Genomic DNA, 23,808 nt, shown 5'->3' with positions numbered 1-23,808 from the left:
GCGGCCACCATCTACGGCGGCACCGCCGAGATCCAGCGCAACATCATCGCCCGCCGACTACTCGACCTCGGGAAGGAGTGACGATGAGCACCGCCATGGATGCCACCTCACTGGCCCTGCTGGAAGACACTCTGCGTAGGACCATGGCGTCGGCATCCGGCCCCGCGCTGGATCAGGCACTGGCCGAACTGGGCTGGGCAGAAATGCTTTCCGAGGACCCGGACACGGCCATCCCCCTGGTGTTCCGGCTGCTCGGCGAGACCGGGGCGCACGCCTCGGTACTCAACGACGTGGTATTGGAGACCATCGGCGGCCTGCCCGGCGGCACTCCCCCGATGCCCTACGCCGGTGGCAGCTGGGTGATTTGGGAGCGCAGCGAAAGCGAGGGCAACACCGTGCTGGGCGGCCTGCCGCTGCGCCAGGTGCCCAACGGCGAGCTGATGCGTCTGGGTGAGGCACGCCGCGCGGTGGGCTGGTGGCTGGTGGGCTCTGCTCGGGCCATGCTGGCTCTGGCACGCCGACACGCACTGGACAGAACACAGTTCGGCAAGCCGATCGCGGGATTTCAGGCGATTCGGCACCGGCTCGCCGAAACCCTGGTCGCCATCGAAGGGGCCGAGGCCACCCTGAGCGTGCCCGTCGCCGAGAGCCCGGACCTGACCTCGATGCTGGCCAAAGCGGCGGCGGGCCGGGCTGCGCTGACCGCGGCCAAGCACTGCCAGCAGGTGCTCGCCGGCGTCGGCTTCACCGCGGAACACGACCTGCACCGCCACATCGAGCGAGCGCTGGTGCTCGACGGGTTGCTCGGCAATGCCCGCGAACTGACCCGCCGGGTCGGCGGCGGCCTACGGGCCCGGGGCTCGGCGCCCCGACTGGTTCAGCTCTAGGTGCCCACCGGGGCAACGGAATTCCATCCCGGCAGGCGCCTGAAGCAGGTGGCCTATCGCGGCAGGCCGAGCACGCGTTGGGCGATGATATTGCGCTGAATCTCCGAGGTTCCACCGGCGATGGTTCCCGAGAAACTGCGCAGGTACCGATCGAACCAGCTGCCGGTGGCGAAGTCCTCGTTGAGGGGCATGTACACCCCGGAGCTCGCGGGGTGGATCAGGCCGGCCGCGCCGGCGTTGTCGAGTGCGTGTTCGGCAGCCTTCTGCACGGCCTCGGAACCGAGCAGTTTCAGCACCGAAAGTGCGGGAACGTCCTGCTCCCCGCGGGCAGCCCGTGCCAGCGCCACCGAGCCGAGCAGCCGCAGCGCCTCGTGGTCCATCAGCAGGGTGGCATAGTGGTCGCGCGCCAGCGCATCGCGCGGACCGAAGTCGTGGATCAGGTCGTGCAGCCGGTCGGCGAAGCTCATCCACAGCAGCGTGCGTTCGTGCCCCAGCGAACCGTTGGCCACTGTCCACCCGCCGTTGAGCGGACCCACCAGATTCTCGGCGGGGACCACGACGTCGGTGAAGAAGACCTCGTTGAAGTCGACGTCGTCATAGGCGCAGGCCGACGCGAAGGGCCGTCTCACCACACCTGGGGTGTCGGTGGGGATCAGCAACACGCTGATGCCCTTGTGCTTGGGCGCGTCGGGGTCGGTACGGACGAAGGTCAGCAACACATCGGCGTCATGGGCGCCGGAGGTCCAGACCTTCTGGCCGTTGACCACGAAATGATCGCCGTCGAGCACCGCCCGGGTCTGCAGGCCCGCCAGGTCCGAACCGGCACCGGGTTCGCTCATGCCCAGCGACGCGGTGATCTCGGCCCGCAGAATCGGCACCGCCCAGCGGTGTTTCTGTTCTTCGGTGCCGAACGACAGCAGCGACGCGGCGATGATGCCGACCCCCTGCGGGTTGAAGCTGGGGTAGATACGCCGGCGCGACAATTCCTCGGAATGCACGTACTGCTGCAGAATCGTCGCGTTGCGGCCGCCGAATTCGGGAGGGTTCGCCGGCAGCAGCCAGCCGTTGTCGAACAACAGCCGCTGCCATCGACGGGCCCACTCCGGTACGTCCGAGCAGGACTGAGATCGTTGCTGGGCCTCGGCGTCGGTCGGCAGATGCTCGTCGAGGAAGGCCGAGAATTCGGCCCGGAAGTTCTCGACTTCTGGATCGAAGGTCAGTTGCACCGGAGAACTCCTCGGCTCGGGCGCCCCGGAAATGCCGGATTCGAGAAAGGGCACCGATCTTGGGCGTCTGCTTCCCTAGACGCGAAGGTGAGAATATCATTCTCGAATGGAGAAGTTGCGATCTCTGATTCGTCAGCCGCACGGCGCAGCGCCCCGCCGGCGGCGCGCCCCCGTCCCGTGCGCCCGCTCCGCACCCCGGCCATCACAGCGTCCGGCACGCCGGTGACCACTCCCGGCGACGAACCCGCGTGGAAGCAGCGCGCGGTAGAACGCTCGATCAAGACCGCGAAAATCCGAGCCGGGCAACGTGTTCAACGGTTTTTGGATGCAGCGCAGTCGATCATCATCGAAAAAGGCAGCACCGACTTCACCGTCCAGGAAGTCGTCGACCGCTCGCGCCAATCCCTACGCAGCTTTTATCTACAGTTCGACGGCAAGCACGAGTTGCTGCTGGCACTGTTCGAAGATGCGTTGAGCCGCGCCGCGGATCAGATCCGCGCCGCGACAGCCAGCCACTCCGATCCGCTGGAACGCCTGCGGATTGCCGTTGAGCTGCTGTTCGAGTCTTCGCGACCCGATCCGGCCGCCAAGCGGCCGCTGTTCACCGACTTCGCCCCCACGCTGCTGCTGACCCATCCCGCCGAGGTACGCGTGGCGCACACACCACTGCTGGACCTGCTCACCGAGTTGACCCAGCAAGCCGCCGAGGCAGGCCGGCTGCGCACCGACACCCACCCCCGGCGCCTGGCGGCCATGGTGATGCAGACCGTCCTGTTCAACGCCCAATCCAGCCCGTCCTCCGCTGATCCGGCCGTCAATCCGCTGACCGCCGAGGAGGTCTGGGACTTCTGCGCGCACGGCTTCGGACACGCCGAGCCGGACGTATCGATCGCAGCCGCCCGCAACTGAGCTCCGGGGTCCGCCCACCCCAGCGAACCCTGGACATCGGCGGGGGAACCCCCTAACCTCAGGCGAACGGGATTATCGAAATGCGAGAAGGTGATTATCAATGTCGGTGCAGGCGGTGTTGGACGACATCCGGAAGGTCCCCGGAACCGGAGACGTGATCCCGATCATCGATCCGGCCACAGAGGAGCAGCTGACCGAATTCACCGATTGCGGTCCCGAGGCGGTCAACGACGCCGTTGCGCGGGCCAAGGCCACCGCCGAGTCCGGGGTGTGGTCGCAGATGGCGGACTACGACCGGGCCCGGGTGCTGTGGAAGGTCGCCGACCTCATCGACGAGAACGCCGAACTCCTTGCCGAACTCGAGTCGGTCAACGCCGGCATTCCGGCCTCCCAGGCCGCGATCATCACCAAGGTCGGCTCGGAGTGGTTCCGCTACTACGCGGGCTGGTGTACCAAGATCGACGGCATCGCCCGCGACGTGAACACCGGCGGCCTGACCGGCATCGAGTCCCACCAGCACGTCTACACACTGCGCGAGCCCTATGACGTGGTGGGGCTCATCTTCCCGTGGAACGGCCCGGTCTTCAACTTCTGCGCCAAGCTGGCACCGTCACTGGCGGCGGGCTGCAGCAGCGTCGTCAAACCCGCTGAGGAAACGCCGCTGTCCGCGCTGGTCCTCGACCGCATCCTGAGCGAAGCCGGCGTCCCCGACGGTGTGGTCAACATGGTGCTCGGCTACGGCCACACCGCCGGTGCTGCCATCACCGCACACCCCGACGTAGACAAGGTCGCGTTCACCGGGTCCACCGAAGTCGGCCGCGAGATCGTACGGGCCTCTGCGGCAAGCAATCTCAACAAGGTGACCCTGGAGCTCGGCGGCAAGTCGCCGGTCCTGATCTACGACGACGCCGACCTCGACATGGCCATCACCATGGCGGCGTTCGGCACCTTCGTGCACTCCGGGCAGGCCTGCGTGTGCGGATCGCGCATCTTCGCCCAGCGCGGTGTCTACGAGCGCGTCGTGGAAGGCATCGCCAACATGGCCAACATGATGCAGCTCGGCGGCCCCAAGGACGAGGGCGTCATGGTCGGTCCGCTGATCAGCCAGAAACAGTTGAACCGGGTGCTCGGCTACCTCGAGCAGGGCCGGGCCGACGGCAACGAGCTCGTCACCGGCGGCCACCGCCTGGACCGCAAAGGCTACTTCGTGCACCCCACCGTGGTGACCAATGTCGATCCCGACTCCAGCCGGCTGTTCCAGGAAGAGATCTTCGGCCCGGTGGTCACGATCCTGCCGTTCGACGACGACGACGAGGCCATCGCCCTGGCCAACAACAGCAGCTACGGACTGGCCGCCACGGCGTGGACGTCCAACCTGGGCCGGGCGCACCGACTGGCCAAGCGGCTCAAGGCCGGAACGGTCGGCCTGAACTGTCAGATGCAGTTCGACCACTCGATGCCCTTCGGCGGCTACAAGCAGTCCGGCTGGGGTTACGAATCCGGCAAGGCGGGCATCGAAACCTATCTGCAGACCAAGATCGTCTGGGCGCAGATGTAGCCGGAGGAACTCATTCACCATGACTGACTTCCCCGCCGCCCCGTACCGGATCGTCCAGTGGACCACCGGCAATGTCGGAAAGAGCGCCGTCCGGGCGCTCACCGCGAACCCGAACTACGAACTCGTCGGCCTCTTCGCCTGGTCGCCGGAGAAGGTCGGCCACGACGCCGGTGAACTCGTCGGCATCGACCCGCTCGGTGTGATCGCCACCGACGACGCCGAGGCACTGCTGGCCCTCAAGCCCGACTGCGTCGTCTACAACCCGATGTGGATCGACGTCGACGAGCTGGTGCACATCCTCTCCGCGGGGGTGAACGTCGTCACCTCCGCGTCGTTCATCACCGGACACAACCTCGGCGAAGACCGGGACAGGCTCGAGGCGGCCTGCCACAAGGGGGGATCCACCCTGTTCGGGTCCGGTGTCAGTCCGGGATTCGCCGAACTGCTGGCGATCGTGGCGGCCACGGCATGCGACCGGGTCGACAAGATCACCATCACCGAGACAGCAGACACCACGCTCTACGACTCGCCCGACACCGAGCGGCCCGTGGGCTTCGGCACCGCGATCGACGATCCGGATCTGGAGCCGATGGCCTCCCGGGGCACAGCGGTATTCGCCGAAGCGGTCCGCCTGGTCGCCGACGCGATGGGCGTCGAACTCGACGAGATCACCTGCGTGGCCGAGTACGCCCAGACCACTGCGGACCTGCCGATGGCATCGTGGACCATCCCCGCCGGGCATGTGGCCGGGGTGTTCGCCAGCTGGCGGGGAATCTCCGGCGGCCGGACCGTGGTCGACATCAACGTGCGGTGGCGCAAAGGCCAGACCCTGCAACCGGACTGGCAGCTCGACGGTGAGGGCTGGAAGATCACCGTCGACGGCCGGCCCACGGTCAACATGCAGGTCGGTTTCACTCCGCCCCCAGACCTGATCGCCTCGGCCACGTCCCTCGACGACTTCTTCGAACTGGGCCACATCATGACCGCGATGCCGCCGATCAACGCCATCCCCGCCGTGGTGGCCGCTGAACCGGGCATCGCCACCTACAACGATCTGCCGCTGCCGTTGCCCCGGTTTCCCGCTCAGAACAGGTAGATCACCCCGACGGCCAGCCACAGCACGGCCAGCCAGGCGTCCGTGGCGCGGCGCAACCAGATCGGGGCGGTGCGCACCTCCATGAAATTGCGGATGATCAACCGGGCTTTGACCGCCGACAGCACGATCACGGTGACGGTGATGGGGATGCTCGGCGCCACCGGACCTGCGCTGTGTCCCGGCGACAGCCACCAGGCCAGCACGGTGATCGCCACCAGGACAGCCCAACTGCCGGTGAGCACCGGGTCGGGATGGAAGCGGGAATGCTGCGGTGTGGTCACGAGCGTTTACCTCATCACGTAGAGCAGAGCGAAGATGACGACCCAGAGCAGGTCAACCATGTGCCAGTAGGTGGCGGCCTGTTCGACCATGCCCACCCGCGCCCGGCGCGGGTTGCGCAGATCCCGGTACGCGACGCCCAGTATCAGCAGGCCGATGCCGACGTGGAAGAGATGCACGCCGGTCAGGACGTAGTAGAAGCTGAAGAAGGTGCTGGAATTGGTGTAGCCGGCCTGTATTTCAGAGGACCACTCGTAGATCTTGAGCACGGCGAACAACACTCCGCACAACGCCCCGCCCCGGATCAGCCCGAGGGCGCCGGCCCGATCACCGGCGCGGGCGGAGTGCACACTTTGGGCCACCAGCCACGAGCTGGTGATCAGCACGATGGTGTTCACCACGCCGATGGTGATGTTGAGATGCTGCTGGTCGGCCAGGAACTGCTCGGGCGCGCGCGACCGGAAGAGCAGGTAGGCGATGAAATAGCCGCCGAAGATGACCAGGTCGCCGAGCACCATGAACCACATGTGGCCGTCACCGGGCAGGTGCGTCGCGCTTGAGGACTTCGGAGCCGTTCGGGTGGGTACTTGCTGGTCAGTCATGGCTGATCCCTTGCCTTCAGGTGACCGGCGGCGAGCCGGGGACTTCCCGCCGGCCGCTGAGATACATGATCGGAAAGATCAGCCCGATCCAGGCCGCGAAGATCACCACAGCGATGTAGAACGAGATGAGGCCGTTCCAGGCGAACGCACCCGATTCGAACAGCCACATCTGGGTCGCGATCACCTCGGTGACGATCTGCCAGACGCTCAGGTAGGCAAACCATTTCGGGAAGATCCTGTTTTTGTCGTAGAAGATCGCCAGCGCCAGGCAGAAATAGGCGGCGGTGAAACAGCCCAGCGAACCGTTGTAACTCAACGTGCCCAGATCGTAGAAGAAGCGCACCAGTTCAGGGTCGCGGTCCGGCCGGAACACCGCGAGCAGATAGCACAGCATCATCAGCTGAAAGCCCGGGATCGCCCCGACGGCCATGGCGCCGATGTAGCCGTAGGCGAGCACCGAACCGGAACTCATCCGCTTCATGTGATACCCGATGAGCCCGTTGGAGATCGCGGCACCACCGGTGATCACCAGCAGCATCACGAAGCCGATCTGGATCGTCAGGGCGTGCTGGTGATACCAACCCTGGATTTCGGGAATGCCGACATCGGGGCGCGGCGGGGGCGTCACCCTGCCCAGCAGGCAGACGCCCAGGCCCATCAACAGGTAGAACGCCACCGACACCCAGAACACCACCCGCACATCGGGTCTGCCACCGGCCGGCGGTGGTTCTTCGACGTCGGTGCCGTAGAACAGCGCGGCGATGCTCACCGCGCCGGTCCTTCGATCAGGCCTTCGCTCACCCCTTGCCGATACAGCGCGTCACGCAGCGCGAAGAACATCGCGATGACGAAAATCGCGAAGGCGCCGTTGCGGATCCAGAACGAGATCAGGCCGTCCCAGGCCAGCGGCCCGGTGGTGAACACCGAGGCCGCCGTGGAGGGCAGCATCGCCAGTGCGGTGAGCACCGACAAATGCGCCACCCAACGCGGGAACACCGGCTCCGGCCCCCGGTCGAAATAGACGGCGCAGGCCAGCATGGCGAACTGCGCCACGATCATGCCCACGGGCGCGATGAACGACAGCCACGCCATGTCGTTGAGGGCTTGGACGATCTCTGGGTTGCGATCCGTGCGAAACGCCGCCACCCCGAAGTAGATGTTGGACAGCGCGAACAGTGTCGCGCCGCTGACCACGGCCGCCAGGTAGGCATAGGCGAAGACATGACTTTGGGTCGACATCCGTTTCATCTGGCCCACGATCAGCACCAGGAACGGCACGATCATGATCCCGCACAGGTTGAACCCGACCATGCTCAGCCGGATCCAGGACCGATGCTCGTCGTAGAACCGCGCCACCTGTTCGGCGGACGTGGTCGGCGACATCGGCGGGAAGAAGCCCGGGAACGCCACGAACATCGCCAGCAGCACCGCGGCGACCACCGGGCCCGACCACAGCAGCACCAGTTGCGCCCGGAAGGCGCTGGCCTGCGGAGTTTCCTCCGCCTCGGCGATCATCTGCACGGTGTGGCCCCTTCGCTGCTCGCCCGGCGATCTCGACCAGCCGCACGGGAATCGCCGTCGCTAGCCGATCGACTACCCGAAAATAGCCGATCGGCTACCCTGCGGTCAATGCCCGGCGGACGCGTCCGGCGCATCGATGAATCGTTTAGTGAGCCGGAGCAATTGGGCGCGCAGCTTCTCATCGTCGATATCGCCCACCAGGGGGTGCATCACGCCGACGGCGATAGCCCCGGAGAGCATCGCCGCCGAGACCACCGCGTCGTCGCCGGCGTCGCCGACCAGCACCCCGTAGAGCCGCGCGATGAACTGCTGAAAGGGCTGATGTTCGGCCAGCAGCCGGACGATCACCGGATCGAACTGCAAGGTGCTGGCCACTCCCCGCCGGCGCACCGCCATGTCGATGACCCCGTCGAGCAACACCTCGCGGGCCAGCGGGCGGCTCTGCTGGGCTTCGGCGGCCTCCAGGGCCTCCTCCAATGCACCCAACTCCCGCTCGGTGAGTGCGACCACGATTTCCTCTTTGGTCTTGAACTGGTGATAGACGGCCGCCTTGGTGACACCGATCGCATCGGCGATCATCTGCAGCGACGTCCCGCCCACTCCGTGGTCGCCGATCAGCACCAGCGCGGCATCGAGAATGCGGGTCTGCGCCGCGCTGCGGACGATGTGGCGGAATCGGCCGGCGGGCGGGGGGGAAGCCATGCGACGAGGGTAGCCATTCGGCTAGTCCGATAACAGCCGCTCCGCTGCCGAGTAGGGATCAAGGGCGCCGCCGGCGACCTGTTCGGTGAGGCCTTCCAGCGCGGGATGGGTGCGCAGACGGGTCTGCGCCAGGGACAGGATCAGAGCCCGCGCGCGCGCCAGGCGCCGCAGCGGGCTGTCGGCGCGGTCGTGGGCCTCGATGGCGGCCACCAGGTCCTCGAGCCCGTCGCCGCGCGCGGCGATCAGGGTTAGAATCGGTGCACCGGTGTGGTGCAACTCGACCCGCAGATCGCGAACGGTCTGCTCGGCGCCCTCGCGGTCGGCCTTGTTGACCACCACGATGTCGGCCACCTCCAGCAATCCGGCCTTGGCGGCCTGGATCGCGTCGCCGGCCCCGGGATTGAGCACCACGACCGTCGGGTCGGCGATCGCGGCGATCTCGATCTCGGATTGGCCCACCCCCACCGTCTCCAGCAGCAGCACATCGAAGCCGAGCGCGGCGAGCAACTGGATGGCCGCGGGCACCGCTTCGGCCAGCCCGCCCAGGTGTCCGCGGGCCGCCCCCGACCGGATCAGCACCGCCGGGTCGTGGATGTGCTCGGCCATCCGGATCCGATCACCCAACAGCGCGCCGCCACTGAACGGCGAGGACGGGTCCACGGCGAGCACCGCAACCCGCAGGCCGCGCTGCCGGTATGCGCCGACCAGCGCCCCGATCGTCGTGGACTTGCCCGCACCCGGCGGACCGGTCACCCCGACGACGCGCGTGGCGGCGGGCCCGACCGCGGACAGCACCTCGGTACGCCGACCGCTCTCGACCAGGCTGAGCAGTCGTCCGGTGGCGCGCACGGAACCGGCACGCGCCGCGGCGAGCAACTCGTCGATGGTCATCGGTGGATCAGTTCTTGTCGGCGGTGAGCCGATCGATGATGGAGGCGAAGTCGTCGGTCTTGAACGACAGGTCCTCGGCCATGTTCGCGAAATCCAGGGTGGCCAGCACCGCGCGCTCCAAGTGGATGTTGAGCAGCCGCTTGGTGCTCTCCACCGCCTGCCGGGGCAGCTCGCAGATGCGCCGAGCACACGAGATCGCTTCGGCCACCGGGTCTTCCACCACATGGTTGGCCAGCCCCAGCTGCGCCGCCCGGGCGGCGGGAATACGCGCCCCGGTCAGCGCGTACTCCTTGGCCAACAGCAGGCTCATCTGCAACGGCCAGGTCAGCGGGCCCCCGTCCGCGGCGACCAGGCCCACCTGGACGTGCGGGTCGGCCAGATAGGCCGATTCGGCCATGTAGACGATGTCGCTCAGCGCCACCAGACTGCAGCCCAACCCGACGGCGGGCCCGTTCACCGCGGCGATGACCGGCGTACGGCAGCGCGCCATGCCCAAGACGATCTCGCGCCCGTGTGCGATCGTCTTGGCGCGCAACTTGTCATCGCGCCGCAGTTCGTCAAGGTAGGCGAAGTCGCCGCCGGCGGAGAACGCTCGCCCGCTGCCGGTCAGCACCGCCGCTCGGGCGTCGTCGTCCTCGTCGAGGAGCGGCCACAGTTTCGCCAGGCCGGTGTGCAGGGCATCGTTGACGGCATTGAGCGCATCGGGGCGGTTGAGGGGGATGATCCGCAGTGGGCCCTCGGCGCGCACATCGATCTCAGCAGGCATGTCGTACACGTCAGACTCCTTCATTGGTCGTGACCCGCTTCGCCCGGGCTTCGCCCGCACTCGCGATCACGGTGTCAAGCCCAGAATGCGGCCGGCGATGATGTTCTTCTGAATCTGTGAAGTGCCACCCATCACGCTTTGGGCGCGGCTGTACAGGTAGGCGCTGAGCAGGTCCGGATCGTCGACGCCGCCCACCGCCAGCGCCGCATGGCCGACGGACTGCTCCACCCACGTCATCAGCAGCTTGTCCAGCGAACCTTCCGGGCCGTGCGACAGCCCGTCGAGCTGTTCGGAGAGCCGGCGGCGCACATGCAGCCGCAGCATTTCGGTTTCCACCGCCGCCCAAGCCAATTCGTCGGGAACGTCGGCACCGGCGGCGTCGACGCGGGCGGCCATCTGGCGGACCAGTTTGCCGTAGCGGGCCGAGTAGCCCAGCGTCGACGGTTCCCGCTCGTGGCCGACCACTGTCATGGCCAGCGCCCAGCCCTCCCCCGGCTGACCGATCATCTGACTCGCCGGCACCCGCGCGCCGTCGAAGAGCACCTGACCGAACTCGGTGGTGACGCCGTTGATCATCCGCAGCGGCCGCTGTTCGATTCCGGGCTGGTGCATCGAGATGATGAATGCCGAGATGCCCCGGTGCCGTGGCGCGTCCTTGTCGGTGCGGGCCAGCAGCAGGCACCAGTCGGCGACGTCGGAGTAGCTGGTCCAGATCTTGTGCCCGTGGATGACGTAGTCGTCGCCCTCCCGGGTCGCGGTGGTGGTCAGCGACGCCAGATCCGAACCCGCCCCGGGCTCGGAGAATCCCTGGCACCAGCGTTGGCTGCCGTCGATCATGCCGGGCAGGAACCGTTGCTGCAGTTCCTTGCTCGCGTGCCGTCCAAGCCCGACGACCAGATACCCCAGGCTCGGACGCGGCGGTGCACCGGCGGCGGCGAGTTCCTCGTCGACGATGACGTCGAAGACCGGCGGCAGCTCCTGGCCGCCGTACTCACGCGGCCAGGAGACCCCGAAGAACCCGCCCGCATACAGTGCCTGGTGCCATTCGCCCTGACGCGTCCAGTACTCGTCGTCGCCTGCGGCGGGAAAGGTGCCGGCCCGCTCGGCGAGCCAGGACCGAAGCCTGCTGCGGAAGTCGGCCTCGGCGGGCGAGTCACGAAAGTCCATCTGCGATCTCCCTTATCGTCACGGGCCACAGGCCGGTCGAGGTCAAGGCGCGCCGCAGATACAGGTGCGCCGCGCACTCCCAGGTGTTGCCGATTCCACCGTGCACCTGGATCGCGGTCTCGCAGACCGTCCGGGCGGCCCGGGCGGAGTAGATCTTGGCGATCCGCGCGGCACGCACCGCCTCTGCCGCCGATGCCGCGTCCACCGCCCAGGCCGCATGCCGCAGCAGGCTCACCGATCCCTCGATGAGCGCCAGCCCTTCGGCAAGCAGGTGGGCGACAGCCTGATAGGAGCCGATGGGTTTGCCGTACTGCTGCCGGATCTTGGCGTAATCGCATGCCAGGGCGTGGGCGCCACGGGCGGTGCCGACCAGATCCGCGCAGGTTGCGACCAGCGCCAGCGCCTGCCAGCGCAGCGCGTCCTGGGCCTCGAGCTCGCCGAGCGGCTGCGCCGCACCGGCCAGGTCGGCGACGGGCCGGGTCAGGTCGGCTCCGGTTCGGACCGCACCGAGCGGGGCCGTGGCCACCTCGCGCTCGCGCACCCGCACGGCCTGTGCGGCACCGCGCGCGTCGATGGCGGTGTCGGCGACCGCGACGGTGGCCGGCCCCGACCCAAGATCGACGTGGCGACGAAGGTCGTCGGCGAGCACCGGACCCAAAAAGGCGACGTCGACCAGACCGCGACCGAACTCCTCGGCGACGATGGCCCCCTCTACGCCCGATGCGCCATCGGAACGTAAAGCGCGCCAGCCGGTCTGGTCGACGGCACGTTCCAGCCTGGCGATCCGGCCGGCATCATCGAGCTCGGCCACCGAATCCGGCCCCAGATCGTCGGCAAGCTTGGCCGCTGCGTCCCGCAGCTGACGCTGCTCGGCATTCAGCCGGACGTCCATAGGCTCTCCTTCAGTACTCGGCGCAACAGCTTTCCGGACGGCAACCGGGGAATCTCGGGAACGAACACGACCCGGCGCAGGCGCTTATAGGACGCGAGGCGCTCACCGACCAGGTCGCACAGCTCCGCGTCGCTGACGGGTGCGTTCAGCGCGACCGCTGCGACGACCGCCTCGCCGTCACGCTCGTCGGGAACCCCGAACACGCCGCAGTCGGCGACCGCGGGATGTTCGTGCAGCACGGCCTCGATCTCAGCCGGGGCGACCTGAAAGCCGCGCACCTTGATCATCTCCTTACAGCGGTCGGTGATCCGCAGCCAACCGTCGCCGTCGAGGTATCCGACGTCACCGGTGTGAAACCACCCGTCGCGCACGACTTCTGCGGTCGCCGAAGCCGGCAGATAGCCGGCCATCAGCGATGCAGACCGCACCAGGATCTCGCCTGCGACGCCGGGCGGCACCGGCTGCCCGGCGGTGTCGCCATCGAGGGCCACCACCTTCACCTCGACGCCCGGCACCGGCATCCCGACGCTGTCCAGGCGCGCGGCGCCAACCGGATTGCAGGCGATCACCGGAAGTTCACTGGTGCCGTAGGCCGGCACGAAGGGCACCCCGGTGCGCCGGGTGACGGTGTCGGCCACAGCCGCGGTCACCGGAGTGGCACCCCACATGATGAACCGCAGCGAGGACAGGTCGAAGGATTCCAGGCTGGGGTGCGCGGCGATGGCCAGGGCGATCGGCGCCACCGCCATCTCCACGGTGATCCGGTCGGTCTCGATCGATCGAAGCATCACATCGACGTCGAACCGCCGGTGCAACCGCACCCAGGCGCCAACGCTGAGCGCGGTCGCGATGTTGAGCAGGCCGAGGATGTGCGACGGCGGCGTCGCCACCTGCAGGCGGTCGGCGGCGCTCAGGCCCAGCGCATCGCGCCAGTGCTCCACCGCTGCGGCCAGCGAGGCGTGCGTGTGCCGCACCGCTTTGGGCATCCCGGTGGTTCCGGAGCTGAACACCAGCAGCGCGTCGGACCCGGCCGGCGGCGGATCGCCGGCCCAGCGGCCGGCGGGGGTGGCCGTGATGTCGTCCAGGTGCCGCATCGGCATCAGTTCGGCCAGCACCGGGTGGTCTCCGAGGGCACATCGGGGTTGCGCCAGCGCCAAGGCGTGGGCCACCTCGTCGCGCTTCCAGGCGGGGCTGATCAGGGCGGCCACCGCGCCCAGACGCCAGATGGCGCGCACCGCGATGACGAACTCCGGCCGGTTCGACGACATCAGCGCCACCCGGTCCCCGGCCCGGACACCGTCGGCTGCCAGGACGGCCGCCAGGGCCTCGGCACGCGCGTCGATCTCGGGCAGCTGCAACTGCCGGTCCTCGAAGGCGAGCACTGCGGTGGACGTCGGTGACAACATTTGAGAAGATCCTATCGGTTTGAGAGAATAGTATTCTCTCAGGTGAAGAACGCAAACCGGAAGGGGTGGCATGGCGGTCCCTCATGTTTTCCAGCGGGCGACCGTGACGCGCATCGTGAAGGAGACCCCCGATGCCCACACCTTCGTGCTGGCGCCCCATGAGACACCGTTCGCCTACCGGGCCGGTCAGTACTCGACCTTCCGGGTGCAGGTAGACGGCACGGACCTCTACCGGTCCTACTCGATGTCGAGCGCTCCCGAAGTCGACACCGAGCTGATGACCACGGTTAAGCGGGTACCCGGCGGCAAGGCCTCGAACTGGTTGCTGGACAACGTCGCCGAAGGCGACGAGCTGGTCATGACGCGTGCGGCTGGCGTGTTCTGCCTTGAGGAGTCGACGGCCCCACTGCTGGCGTTCTCCGGCGGCAGCGGGATCACGCCGATCCTGTCGCTGGCCAAGAGCGCCCTGGCGACCACCGACCGCACGGTGCGACTGCTCTGCGCCGACCGGGACGCCGCCGCGGCGATCTTCGGGCGCACCCTGGACGAACTGGTGGCCCGCTACCCCGGGCGGCTGTCGGTGCAACGGCACTATGACGCCGACGCGGGCCTGCTCGACGCCGCCGCGGTCACCGACTTCGTCGGGCAGGACACCGCAGCGGACTGCTACGTCTGCGGCCCGGCGGGTTTCATGGCGGTGGTGCGTGCGGCCTGGCCCGGCCCGGGCCGGCTGTTCGTCGAGGACTTCGACATCGCGGCCGCTCCAGCGGCCCCCGCCCCGGTCCGCGACTCCGAGGTGACGGGGACGGTGACGATCCACCTCGGGCGCCAGCAGGCGACGGTGCCCCGAGTCGCCCGCGAGACCCTGCTGGAAAGCGCCCGGCGCGCCGGACTCGCTCCCCCGTTCTCCTGCGAGGCGGGCAACTGCGGTACCTGCATCGCACAGATCACCGACGGCGCCGCGACCATGCACAACAACACGGTGCTCGACGACGACGAGGTCGCCGACGGGTACATCCTGACCTGCCAGGGCGTGCCCGACGGCGGCTCGATAACCGTGCGCTACGAGTGATTCGGGACGCGGAGCTCAGCCCGCCGCGCCATAACCCAATGTGCTCTTGGTCTCCAGGTACTCGTGGAATCCGGCGTCGCTCCACTCGCGGCCGTTGCCACTGCGCTTGTAGCCGCCGAACGGCGCATTGAGGTCGAAGGCGTGGTTGATCGCCACCGAGCCGGCCCGGATCCGGCGAGCGATTCCGCGGGCGGCGTCGATGTCGGCGCCCGAGACGTAACCGGCCAGGCCGTAGTCGGTGTCGTTGGCGATCTCGATGGCCTCGTCGAGGTTGTCATAGCCCAGGATGCACAGCACCGGCCCGAAGATCTCTTCGCGCGCGATCGCCATCTGGTTGGTGACGTTGCCGAAGACCGTCGGCCGGACGAAGTAGCCGGCGTCGAGCCCGTCCGGCCGGCCGGCGCCGCCGGCCGCGACCGTCGCGCCCTCGGCGATGCCCTGTTCGATCAGGCCCTGGACCTTGGCGAACTGTGCGGCCGAGGCAACCGGGCCGATGGCCTTGGGGTCGGCGGGGGCACCCACCTTGACCTGCGCGGCCACTTCGCGGGCGATGTCGATGGCTTCCTGCATCCGTGAATTGGGCACCAGCATGCGCGACGGCGCATTGCAGCTCTGCCCGGAGTTGACCATCATGGCCCGCACCCCTGCGGTGACGCTGGCGGCGAACGCGTCGTCGTCGAGCACGATGTTAGGGCTCTTTCCACCCAGTTCCTGGGTCACCCGCTTCACCGTCGGCGCCGCGTTCTGGGCCACGGCGATGCCGGCGCGGGTGGAGCCGGTGAACGACACCATGTCGACGTCGGGGTGCTGCGACAGCGCCACACCCACCCCGGGGCCGTCGCCGTTGACCATGTTGTACACGCCGGCCGGGACGCCGACGGCGTCCATGATCTCGGTGAAGATGTACGCCGAGAACGGTGCGACCTCAGAGGGCTTCAGCACCATGGTGCAGCCGGTCGCCAACGCCGGATAGACCTTCACCGCAATCTGGTTCAGCGGCCAGTTCCACGGCGTGATGAGCCCGCACACCCCGATCGGTTCGCGGACCACCAGGGTGTCGCCGCGCTGTTCTTCGAACGAGAAGTTCTTCAGCGCGTCGATCGCGGTCAGCAGGTGGCCGACGCCGAGCTGCACCTGGGCCCCGGCGGCCAGCGCCGGCGGAGCTCCGATCTCCTCGCTCACCGCATCCGCCAGATCGGCGCTACGACGCTGGTACTCGGCGAGGATCGCCTGCAGCAGGTCCAGGCGCTCCGCCCGGGTGCTCTGCGACCATCTGGTGAAGGCCCGGCGCGCCGCGGCGACCGCCAGGTCGACGTCTGCCGCCGAGCCGAGCGCGATTTTGCCGCGGACCTGCTCGGTGGCCGGGTTGTCCACGTCGAGCGTCACGGGCTCGATCGGGTCCACCCACCGGCCGTCGATGTAGAACTGGGTGTACTCGCGCATCTGAAGGCTCCTTCGACTACTGGGTTTTCTCGACATGGGGCGGGCGCTGCGTTGCCTGATCCGTCTGGGCCATCCCGAAGCTGTACCGGATGTGCGCGGCGTGGCCGTCGGGCACCACCGGGAAGATCACCGGGTCGGCAACATCGCGGATCTCTGCGATGCGCGCCCCGACATCCTCGACCGTCCAGGACGGTTGATACACCCCCGGGCTTTCCACCAACGCGGCCCGCGCCACCCGCCCGGCCAGCGCGATCAGAACTTCTCCGGTGATCGAACAGGACTCGTGGGCGAGCCAGGCGACCACCGGCGCGACCAGTTCGGGCTCCATCGGCGGATAGCCCGAGGTGTCGATCCCCTCGGCCATCCGGGTGACCGCCGCGGGGACCACCACGTTGCACCGGACGCCCTGAGCTGCGCCTTCCAGCGCCGCAACGTTGCTCAGCCCGAGCACGCCGGCCTTGGCCGCCGCGTAATTCGCCACGTCGGCGTTGCCGTAGAGTCCGCCGATCGACGAGGTCAACACGATGCGACCGTATCGTGCGTCACACATCGCGGGGAAGGCCGCCCGCACCACATGGAACGCGCCGCGCAGGTGCACGTCGAGAACCGCGTCGAAGTCGGCGGCGCTCATCTGCCGCAATGCGGCCCGCCGGACGTTACCGGCGTTGTGGATCACGATGTCGACGCGGCCGTAGCGCTGCTGCGCCGCTGCGATGATCGCCGCTCCGCCTTCGGCCGTGGCGACCGACGCGGTGCAGGCCACCGCGTCGCCGCCGGCGGCGCGAATCTCGGCCACGACGCGCTCGGCCGTGTCCTCGCCTGCGCCGTCACCGCTGAGGTCGGCACCGGTGTCGTTCACCACGACGGCCGCACCGCGCTGCGCCAGCAGTTGCGCATAGGCGCGGCCCAGGCCGCGGCCGGCTCCGGTCACGACGGCGACTCGACCGTCGAAGCGCAGCGGTTGTGGTGCGCTCAACCGAAGGGTTCCTCACGCAGATTTCGCATCGGCAACGCCGGTGTGGTCGTCATCGCAGTTCCAGACCCTTCAGGTCACCGGCATCACGCCACTGCCTCAACAGGTCGTCGAAGGCGTAGAAGCCCGGCGAGTAGACCTCACCGAGAAACGAGCGGCTGGCATCGCCGAAACCACGACCCTCGTTGTTGTAATAGCCTGGTGTGCAAGATAAATCGAATGCCGAGTTGTCGAAAGCCAGCTCTCGAATGGTGTTGACCCAGGCATCCTGACCCTCCTGACTGGGCTCGACGACCGTCGCCTTCCGTGTGAGAGCCTCGGCGATGATGTAGGCGATGTGCTCGGCCTGCTGCTCGAACATCGCGGTGGTGTTGGCCGACACGCCGCCCTGGATGAAACCGGTGTGGAACTGATTGGGAAACCCGCGACTGGTCATCCCGTGCAGGGTCTGGTAACCGTCGCGCCAGTGGTCGAACAGCGATACCCCGTCGCGGCCCTCGATGACGTCGATCGCGTACCGGCGGCTGATCTCCGTTGATATCTCGAACCCGCTGGCGAAGATGACGCAGTCGACTTCGTACTCGACGCCGCCCGCGACGATGCCCTTCTCGGTGAGCTTGTCGACGCCCTTAGATTCAGCCACGTCGATCAGGGTGACGTTGGGCCGATTGAACGCAGACAGGTAGGTGTCGCTGGAGGTCGGACGCTTGCACATGAATCGGTAATAGGGCTTGAGCGCCTCCGCGGTCTGCGGATCCTCGACGATCCCGTCGATGCGGCGGCGCAGCCGCTCCATGATCTTGAAGTCCTCCTCTTCCCGCATCGCCATGATCTCCTCGACACCCAGAGCCGTCGGGTCGGGGCAGGCGCCGATGCGAGCGGTCAGGTTGCGGCCCAACTCGGTCCAGAAGTCGCACACCATATCGGGAGCGTCGAATACCACGCCTTCGAACGGTGACCAGCGGTGGAAGTTGCGCTTGCGTTCGGCCTGCCAACCCGGTTGCAGCGACGCGACCCACTGCGGGTCGGTGGGCTCGTTCCCCCGGAAGTCGACCGACGACGGGGTGCGCTGAAAAACATAGAGGTGCTTGGCATCCCGACCCAGGTGCGGGACCAGCTGCACACCTGTCGCACCGGTGCCCACCAGCGCCACGCGCTTGTCCGCCAGCTTGTGCAGGCCGCCGTTCGCATCGCCGCCGGTGTAGTCGTAATCCCAGCGCGCCGAGTGGAAGACGTGCCCACCGGCCTTCATGAAGTCCTTGATGCCCTCGATCCCGGGAAACTTGGGCCGGTTGTAGGAGCCCTGTGCCATCACCACGAAACGCGCCCGCAGGTCGTCGCCCCGGTTGGTCGTCAGCCGCCAGCGCTTGATCTCCTCGTCCCAGCGAGCGGTGCGCACCTGCGTCGAGAAGATCGCCCCGTCGTAGAGGCCGAAGCGCTTCCCGATGTTCTGGCAGTGCGCAAAGATCTCGGCGCCGTCGGCGAATTTCTTCGACGGGATGAAGTCGAGCTCTTCGAGCATGGGGATGTAGCAGTACGCGTCGTTGTCGCATTGGATTCCGGGGAACCGGTTCCAGTACCAGACACCGCCGAAGTCGCCGCCCATCTCGATGATCCGAACCTCGGGAACACCTGCCTTCTTCAGGTAGGCGCCGGCGAGCAGTCCGGAGATGCCCCCGCCGAGGACGACGACCTCGATGTCGGCATTGATGGGTTCACGCGGAGTCACCTCGGTGTGGGGATCGTCCTCAGCGAACTCCACGAAGTCTTTCTTGAGTTCGAGGTACTGCTGGGCACCGTCGGAACGAACGCGCTTGGCGCGCTCGGCGGCGTACTTGCGCCGCAACGCCTCGATGTCGAAGTCGTCGGGTGTCTCGGTCGGCGAGCAGTCCGTCATCGATCACTTTCTGTCGGGATCTCTCGGGGCGCGCCGGCACCCATGTACTTCGACAACTGGTGGTGCAGGTTGACGATGGCGCGCTCCCGGTAGGGGTTGGGTTTGGCGCCGGGATAGCCGAGGGATTTCATTCCCTGCTGCACCGCTGCCATGTTGGAGAAGTCCTGCGGAAGTACCGAGCGCCAGCCCGGGTCGTCCGCCGGGGTGTGCTCCCACTGCGTCTGCGGTTCTTCGCCGGGCGGAAACAGTTCGAAGACCGAGACTTCGAAGATGCACTTGTCGGGGTTGTAGCTGGGGTGCGGCCGGGCGCTGTAACACAGTGCCGTGGTCAGCCCCTGACCGATCTGGAAGTTCGGGAAGACCTGCCATGCGGTCCCGGCCTGCCCGAGCACGTCAGCCGGAATGGTCGGCCAGATGACCCCGCGGGCCTCGTCGTCGCGGCGAGCCGACGCCAGCCAGTGTTCGAGCACCTTCTCGGGCGCAGTACCCTCGGGCAGTTCGTCGACCAGCCGCTTGGCGGCGTTCACCAGGGTCGCGGTGGTGGTGGCGTTGGTCTCTTCCATCGTGTAGACCTGCATCTGCGCGGTCGACACCCGCGGGTCGGCGCCAGTCCCCAACCGGATCTTGGACTTGGTCGCCTCCAGGTCGTCGGGAGCGTCGTAGCCGAGGTTGCTGTGCTTGCCCTGCACCCGCGCCCACCCTTTGAACTCACCGAACCTGTTGAACTCCGGATGGGTTGTGTAGACGTGGTAGGTCTCGTTGAAGGCCTCCATGGCGACCTTCCAATTGCAGTCGAACTCCAGCCATCTGCGCCACTTGTAGCGCATGTTCTCCAGACCGAACGGCTCGAGGACCTTGGCGGCCGGATACAGGTAGTCGGCCAGCGATTCGCCGTCGGGATCCATGTTGATCCACAGCCAGCCGCCCCAGGTGTCGACCCGCACCGCCGCCAGATGGGTGTTCTCCGGTGTCAGAGCGCCCTGCCAGTCGTCTTGTTCGCGGATGTGGGTGCAGGTGCCGTCCAGGTCGTAGGTCCAGCCGTGGAAACCGCAGACGAAGGACTTGCGGGTGCGCGCGCACGCGTTCTTCGCCCCGGCGGGCGTGTCGAGGAGGCGACGGCCGCGGTGCATGCACACGTTGTGGTGGGCCCGAAAGGACTCCGCGGAGGCACCCGGTCCGCTGCGCACCACGATGACCGAGTCGTCGAGGATGTCGTAGGTGAGGTAACTGCCCACCTCCGGCAACTCTTCGACCCGGCCGACCTGCTGCCATACCTTGCGCCACAACTTGTCTCGTTCGGCGCGGGCGTAGTGCTGCGACGTGTAGGCCTCGACGCCGATCGTGACCGGGTCGGCCAGCTCTTCGGCCGGCCCCTTGACCGGATCGGTCATCACATCCTCCTTATCGCCGCACGGAAGGTGTTGTCTTTGAGGAACAACGAGGTGTTGTCGGCGTCGAGGTGACTCCATTTGAGGTTGAGGCCGCCGTCGACCAGCAAGGTCTGCCCCGTGATGTAGCCGGCCAGGTCGGACAGCAGGAACACGATGGGCCCGGCCTGTTCCTCGGGCCGACCGCGCCGCCCCATGGCGATCGCCCGCAGGTCGCGATCGGGATCCTCGTCGACGTAGGCGGCCGAGGCGGCCGTGTTGGTGACGCCGGGCGCCACCGCGTTGACCCGGATTCCGGCCGCGGCCAACTCCACGGCCATGGTGCGGGTCATCGCGGCGATGGCAGCCTTCGCCGTGCCGTAGGCGATGTGGAACGGCGCGGTGTTCATCCCGCTGATCGAGGAGATCGACACGATCGAGCCGGGCAGCTGCGCGGCTACCAATTCCCTGGCGACCGCGCTGCTCATGAAGAAGGCGGTCTCCAGGTTGTGCGTGAAGATCTGTCGCCAGTCGGAGCGGTCCACCCGGGTCGAAGGCATCCAGGTCGACGGCTCGGCGCCCCCGGCGACGTTGACCAGTCCGTAGAGCCGGCCGTCGGCGCGGCGCGCGGCTTCCAGCACCGCAGCGACACCCTCGTCGGTCGCCGCGTCGGCCGCCACCGGCAACACGGAAAGGCCCCGGTCGGCCAGCGGCGCGATGTGCTCGTCGAGATTGTCCCGGGAGCGACTCACCGCGATCACGGTCGCGCCGGCCTGTGCGGCCATCGTGGCCACCGCCGTGCCGATACCACCGCCCCCGGCGCCCGAGACCACCACGATCCGGCCCGTCAGGCTCAGGAGGCCACTCGGCGAGGTGGGAGGAGTGGAGTGATCGGCCATGACCCGCTTTCACCTGGCGCAGACCGCAACCCGCCCCGGCTCGCACCGGAATCGCGGATTTGTCCGGACAACATATGACATTCTTTTTTCCGAAGAACACTATTCCGCAGTGGCGAGCGCAGAGTCAAGAGCTCCGCACGCCGAGCGGGAGGCCTTATTGTCTGGACCAACACGATCACCGGGACGGGGCGTCGCCACGCGCCTGGCCGCCGGAAAGTGCGGCAACGGCGCCCCGGAGGCGCCGGACAGTGATGCTGGTTACCTGCGCTCCTCGACGGGGTAGGCCATGGGCCATGATTGGAGATTCCCACCGCGCGTGGGTAACTTTGAATACCGATGTTTTCAGAATGAGCCCTAGGAGACGACGTGCCCCCCGGTCAACGCCGGGACCGCTGGTCCGGGGTCCCGCTGGCAGAGCGTCAGGCGCTGCGGCGCGACGAATTCATCGCCGCGGGAGTGCAGCTGCTCGGCGACGAGCGGGGGCCCGCGCTGACCGTCCGCTCGGCGTGCCGCGCGGCCGGGTTGACTGAACGCTACTTCTACGAGAGCTTCGCCGACCGCGACGAATTCGTCCGCAGCGTCTACGACGACGTGTGTACCCGCGCAATGACGGCGCTGCTGGCCACCCGAACGCCGCGCGAAGCCGTGGAATGCTTCGTGTCCCTGATGGTCGACGACCCGGTGCGCGGCCGAGTACTTTTGCTTGCCCCCGAGAGCGAGCCGGTGCTGACCCACTCCGGGGCCAGGTGGATGCCGACGTTCATCGCGATGGTCCAGCGCACTCTGACCCAGTGGAACGAACCGGCGTTCCAGCAGATGGTCGCCACCGGCCTGATCGGGGCGTTGACCGCCCTGTTCAGCAACTATCTGGCGGGAACCCTCAAGGCCGACCGCACGCAATTCATCGACTTCTGCGTCGACATGATGCTCAGCACGCAAGCAGAACGGTAGACCCCCGCCGGTTATTCCCGCGCGAACACGCGCGCGCAAAACTTGATGCTACCGTCAGACACAGATATATTTCCTGCAACTAGTGGACACACATACCCTGGGGAGCTGGCATGGCACGGGAATTGACCGACCTGGAGTTGCTGCACGAGCTCGAACCGGTCGTGGAGGACTTGCTCAACCGACACCTCTCGATGAGCAAGGACTGGAACCCGCACGACTACGTGCCCTGGTCGGAGGGGAAGAACTACTACGCCCTCGGCGGGCAGGACTGGGACCCCGAGCAGTCCAAGCTGTCCGAAGTGGCCCGGACCGCGATGGTGCAGAACCTGCTGACCGAGGACAACCTGCCGTCCTACCACCGCGAGATCGCCATGAACTTCACCATGGACGCCCCGTGGGGTACCTGGGTCAACCGCTGGACCGCTGAGGAGAACCGGCACGGCATCGCCCTGCGCGACTACCTCGTGGTGACCCGCAACTGCGACCCGATCGAGCTGGAGACCCTGCGGATGGAGACCGTCAACCGCGGCTTCAGCCCCGGCCAGAACCACCAGGTTCAGGACGACCTGTTCGCCGAGAGTCTCTTCGACTCGGTCATCTATGTGAGCTTCCAGGAACTGGCGACCCGGATCTCGCACCGGAACACGGGCCGGGCCTGCAACGACCCGATCGCCGACCAGATGCTCGCACGGATCTCGCACGACGAGAACCTGCACATGATCTTCTACCGCGACATCAGCGCCGTCGGCTTCGACATCGCGCCGGATCGGGCGATGCAGTCGCTGCACCGCGTGCTGGCCAACTTCCAGATGCCCGGATTCGTGGTGCCGGAGTTCCGCCGCAAGGCCGTGATCATCGCCGTCGGCGGCGTCTACGACCCGATCATTCACCGCGACGACGTGGTGATGCCGGTACTGAAGAAGTGGGGCATCCTCGAGCGCGAGTTCACCGGCGAAGCCGCCCGCTACCAGGACAAGATCGGCCAGATCGTCGCCGACCTGGACGAGACGTGCGCCAAGTTCGAGACGGCCAAGCAGCGCCGCCTCGAGCGGGAGGCCAAGATGGCCGAGAAACGCGCCGCCAAGAAGGTGTTGGAGCCATCAGCACCGTAGTCGGCAACGGCGGCCCGGGGGCACCGCCCGCATGCGGTGACGTGCGCCCGGGTGCGCGGCGTGCGCTGCGCATCGGCTCGATCGAGTTGGCCAGCCCCGTGGTGCTGGCCCCGATGGCCGGCGTGACCAACGTGGCCTTCCGAACGCTGTGCCGCGAGCTCGAGAGGTCCCGAGCCGGAACGGTGAGCGGGC

24 protein-coding genes and 1 pseudogene are annotated in these 23,808 nt (G+C 67.5%); 9 read left to right on the top strand and 16 right to left on the bottom strand.

Going from position 1 to position 23,808, the window contains the following annotated elements:
• Both LI92_RS23090 and LI92_RS11550 read left to right on the top strand, forming a co-directional pair.
• On the top strand, positions 1 to 81 hold an 81-nt coding region (locus LI92_RS23090), incomplete at its 5' end, for an acyl-CoA dehydrogenase family protein (RefSeq protein ID WP_152665436.1).
• Between the two features lie 2 nt (positions 82 to 83).
• Complete coding sequence (locus tag LI92_RS11550) at positions 84 to 887, top strand: acyl-CoA dehydrogenase family protein (RefSeq protein WP_286135044.1); 804 nt, start codon at positions 84 to 86, stop codon at positions 885 to 887.
• Between the two features lie 53 nt (positions 888 to 940).
• On the opposite strand, the gene LI92_RS11545 is transcribed toward LI92_RS11550, so the two are convergent.
• Positions 941 to 2,113 (bottom strand): acyl-CoA dehydrogenase family protein, encoded by a 1,173-nt coding sequence (locus tag LI92_RS11545; RefSeq protein WP_046318999.1) that lies wholly within the window; start codon positions 2,111 to 2,113, stop codon positions 941 to 943.
• Between the two features lie 222 nt (positions 2,114 to 2,335).
• Between LI92_RS11545 and LI92_RS11540 the strand changes: the two genes are divergently transcribed.
• From LI92_RS11540 to LI92_RS11530, 3 genes are all read left to right on the top strand, one after another.
• A complete protein-coding gene (locus LI92_RS11540) occupies positions 2,336 to 3,022 on the top strand; it encodes a TetR/AcrR family transcriptional regulator (protein WP_082109675.1) in 687 nt (228 codons plus the stop codon).
• A 100-nt stretch (positions 3,023 to 3,122) separates the two neighbouring features.
• Positions 3,123 to 4,580, top strand: a complete 1,458-nt coding sequence (locus LI92_RS11535) for an aldehyde dehydrogenase family protein (RefSeq protein WP_046318996.1) — start codon at positions 3,123 to 3,125, stop codon at positions 4,578 to 4,580.
• 19 nt (positions 4,581 to 4,599) lie between these two features.
• Entirely contained in the window at positions 4,600 to 5,676 is a 1,077-nt protein-coding gene (locus tag LI92_RS11530; RefSeq protein WP_046318994.1) for an NAD(P)H-dependent amine dehydrogenase family protein, read from the top strand.
• Here the strand turns inward: LI92_RS11530 and LI92_RS11525 are convergent.
• The 10 genes from LI92_RS11525 to LI92_RS11480 form a co-directional block, all read right to left on the bottom strand.
• On the bottom strand, positions 5,664 to 5,957 hold the full coding sequence (locus LI92_RS11525; protein ID WP_046318991.1) for a cytochrome C oxidase subunit IV family protein: 294 nt from the start codon (positions 5,955 to 5,957) through the stop codon (positions 5,664 to 5,666). The two genes, LI92_RS11530 and LI92_RS11525, sit on opposite strands and share 13 nt — an antisense overlap.
• 6 nt (positions 5,958 to 5,963) lie before the next feature.
• The gene (locus tag LI92_RS11520) at positions 5,964 to 6,557 is read right to left on the bottom strand and encodes a cytochrome c oxidase subunit 3 (RefSeq protein WP_046318989.1); all 594 of its coding nucleotides are present in this window, start codon (positions 6,555 to 6,557) and stop codon (positions 5,964 to 5,966) included.
• Between the two features lie 16 nt (positions 6,558 to 6,573).
• A complete protein-coding gene (locus LI92_RS11515) occupies positions 6,574 to 7,326 on the bottom strand; it encodes a hypothetical protein (protein ID WP_192830033.1) in 753 nt (250 codons plus the stop codon).
• The gene (locus LI92_RS11510; protein WP_046318987.1) at positions 7,323 to 8,078 is read right to left on the bottom strand and encodes a hypothetical protein; all 756 of its coding nucleotides are present in this window, start codon (positions 8,076 to 8,078) and stop codon (positions 7,323 to 7,325) included. Before LI92_RS11510 ends, LI92_RS11515 begins: the two co-directional genes overlap by 4 nt.
• A gap of 105 nt (positions 8,079 to 8,183) precedes the next feature.
• Entirely contained in the window at positions 8,184 to 8,780 is a 597-nt protein-coding gene (locus LI92_RS11505; protein WP_046318985.1) for a TetR/AcrR family transcriptional regulator, read from the bottom strand.
• 21 nt (positions 8,781 to 8,801) lie between these two features.
• Positions 8,802 to 9,671 carry a methylmalonyl Co-A mutase-associated GTPase MeaB gene (gene meaB, locus LI92_RS11500; protein ID WP_046318983.1) on the bottom strand — a complete coding sequence of 290 codons (870 nt, stop codon included), beginning with the start codon at positions 9,669 to 9,671 and terminating at the stop codon, positions 8,802 to 8,804.
• A gap of 7 nt (positions 9,672 to 9,678) precedes the next feature.
• Positions 9,679 to 10,446: an enoyl-CoA hydratase/isomerase family protein gene (locus tag LI92_RS11495; protein ID WP_046318981.1), complete on the bottom strand. Its 768-nt coding sequence runs from the start codon at positions 10,444 to 10,446 to the stop codon at positions 9,679 to 9,681.
• 57 nt (positions 10,447 to 10,503) lie between these two features.
• Positions 10,504 to 11,604, bottom strand: a complete 1,101-nt coding sequence (locus LI92_RS11490; protein WP_046318979.1) for an acyl-CoA dehydrogenase family protein — start codon at positions 11,602 to 11,604, stop codon at positions 10,504 to 10,506.
• Entirely contained in the window at positions 11,591 to 12,496 is a 906-nt protein-coding gene (locus tag LI92_RS11485; protein WP_046318978.1) for an acyl-CoA dehydrogenase family protein, read from the bottom strand. Before LI92_RS11485 ends, LI92_RS11490 begins: the two co-directional genes overlap by 14 nt.
• Positions 12,481 to 13,902, bottom strand: coding sequence for a class I adenylate-forming enzyme family protein (locus LI92_RS11480; protein ID WP_046318976.1), 1,422 nt, complete (start codon positions 13,900 to 13,902; stop codon positions 12,481 to 12,483). The genes LI92_RS11485 and LI92_RS11480 overlap by 16 nt, the downstream gene beginning before the upstream one ends.
• Before the next feature lie 70 nt (positions 13,903 to 13,972).
• On the opposite strand from LI92_RS11480, the gene LI92_RS11475 reads away from it, so the two are divergent.
• Positions 13,973 to 14,974 carry a ferredoxin--NADP reductase gene (locus tag LI92_RS11475; RefSeq protein ID WP_046318974.1) on the top strand — a complete coding sequence of 334 codons (1,002 nt, stop codon included), beginning with the start codon at positions 13,973 to 13,975 and terminating at the stop codon, positions 14,972 to 14,974.
• Between the two features lie 15 nt (positions 14,975 to 14,989).
• Here LI92_RS11475 and LI92_RS11470 read toward each other — a convergent pair whose 3' ends face one another.
• From LI92_RS11470 to LI92_RS11450, 5 genes are read right to left on the bottom strand one after another with little or no spacing between them, the layout of a single operon-like run.
• Positions 14,990 to 16,417, bottom strand: coding sequence for an aldehyde dehydrogenase family protein (locus tag LI92_RS11470; protein ID WP_046318972.1), 1,428 nt, complete (start codon positions 16,415 to 16,417; stop codon positions 14,990 to 14,992).
• A gap of 16 nt (positions 16,418 to 16,433) precedes the next feature.
• Positions 16,434 to 17,393: an SDR family NAD(P)-dependent oxidoreductase gene (locus LI92_RS11465; RefSeq protein WP_046318970.1), complete on the bottom strand. Its 960-nt coding sequence runs from the start codon at positions 17,391 to 17,393 to the stop codon at positions 16,434 to 16,436.
• Positions 17,394 to 17,442: 49 nt separating this feature from the next.
• Complete coding sequence (locus tag LI92_RS11460) at positions 17,443 to 19,287, bottom strand: flavin-containing monooxygenase (RefSeq protein ID WP_046318968.1); 1,845 nt, start codon at positions 19,285 to 19,287, stop codon at positions 17,443 to 17,445.
• The gene (locus tag LI92_RS11455) at positions 19,284 to 20,678 is read right to left on the bottom strand and encodes an aromatic ring-hydroxylating oxygenase subunit alpha (protein ID WP_046318967.1); all 1,395 of its coding nucleotides are present in this window, start codon (positions 20,676 to 20,678) and stop codon (positions 19,284 to 19,286) included. Before LI92_RS11455 ends, LI92_RS11460 begins: the two co-directional genes overlap by 4 nt.
• Entirely contained in the window at positions 20,678 to 21,553 is an 876-nt protein-coding gene (locus LI92_RS11450; protein WP_046318966.1) for an SDR family NAD(P)-dependent oxidoreductase, read from the bottom strand. Before LI92_RS11450 ends, LI92_RS11455 begins: the two co-directional genes overlap by 1 nt.
• Positions 21,554 to 21,919: 366 nt before the next feature.
• On the opposite strand from LI92_RS11450, the gene LI92_RS11445 reads away from it, so the two are divergent.
• The 3 genes and pseudogenes from LI92_RS11445 to LI92_RS23085 form a co-directional block, all read left to right on the top strand.
• Positions 21,920 to 22,504 (top strand): TetR/AcrR family transcriptional regulator, encoded by a 585-nt coding sequence (locus LI92_RS11445; RefSeq protein WP_046318964.1) that lies wholly within the window; start codon positions 21,920 to 21,922, stop codon positions 22,502 to 22,504.
• Positions 22,505 to 22,614: 110 nt separating this feature from the next.
• Positions 22,615 to 23,616 carry an acyl-ACP desaturase gene (locus LI92_RS11440; protein ID WP_046318962.1) on the top strand — a complete coding sequence of 334 codons (1,002 nt, stop codon included), beginning with the start codon at positions 22,615 to 22,617 and terminating at the stop codon, positions 23,614 to 23,616.
• A 41-nt stretch (positions 23,617 to 23,657) separates the two neighbouring features.
• A pseudogene (locus LI92_RS23085) lies at positions 23,658 to 23,808 on the top strand (tRNA dihydrouridine synthase DusB); the annotation flags it as partial.

Source organism: Mycobacterium sp. UM_Kg1 (assembly GCF_000972925.1).
In the GTDB taxonomy this organism is placed as follows: Bacteria; Actinomycetota; Actinomycetes; order Mycobacteriales; family Mycobacteriaceae; genus Mycobacterium; species Mycobacterium hiberniae.
Note: the sequence above shows the minus strand (reverse complement) of the source record. Positions and strands in the feature narration are given on the sequence as shown.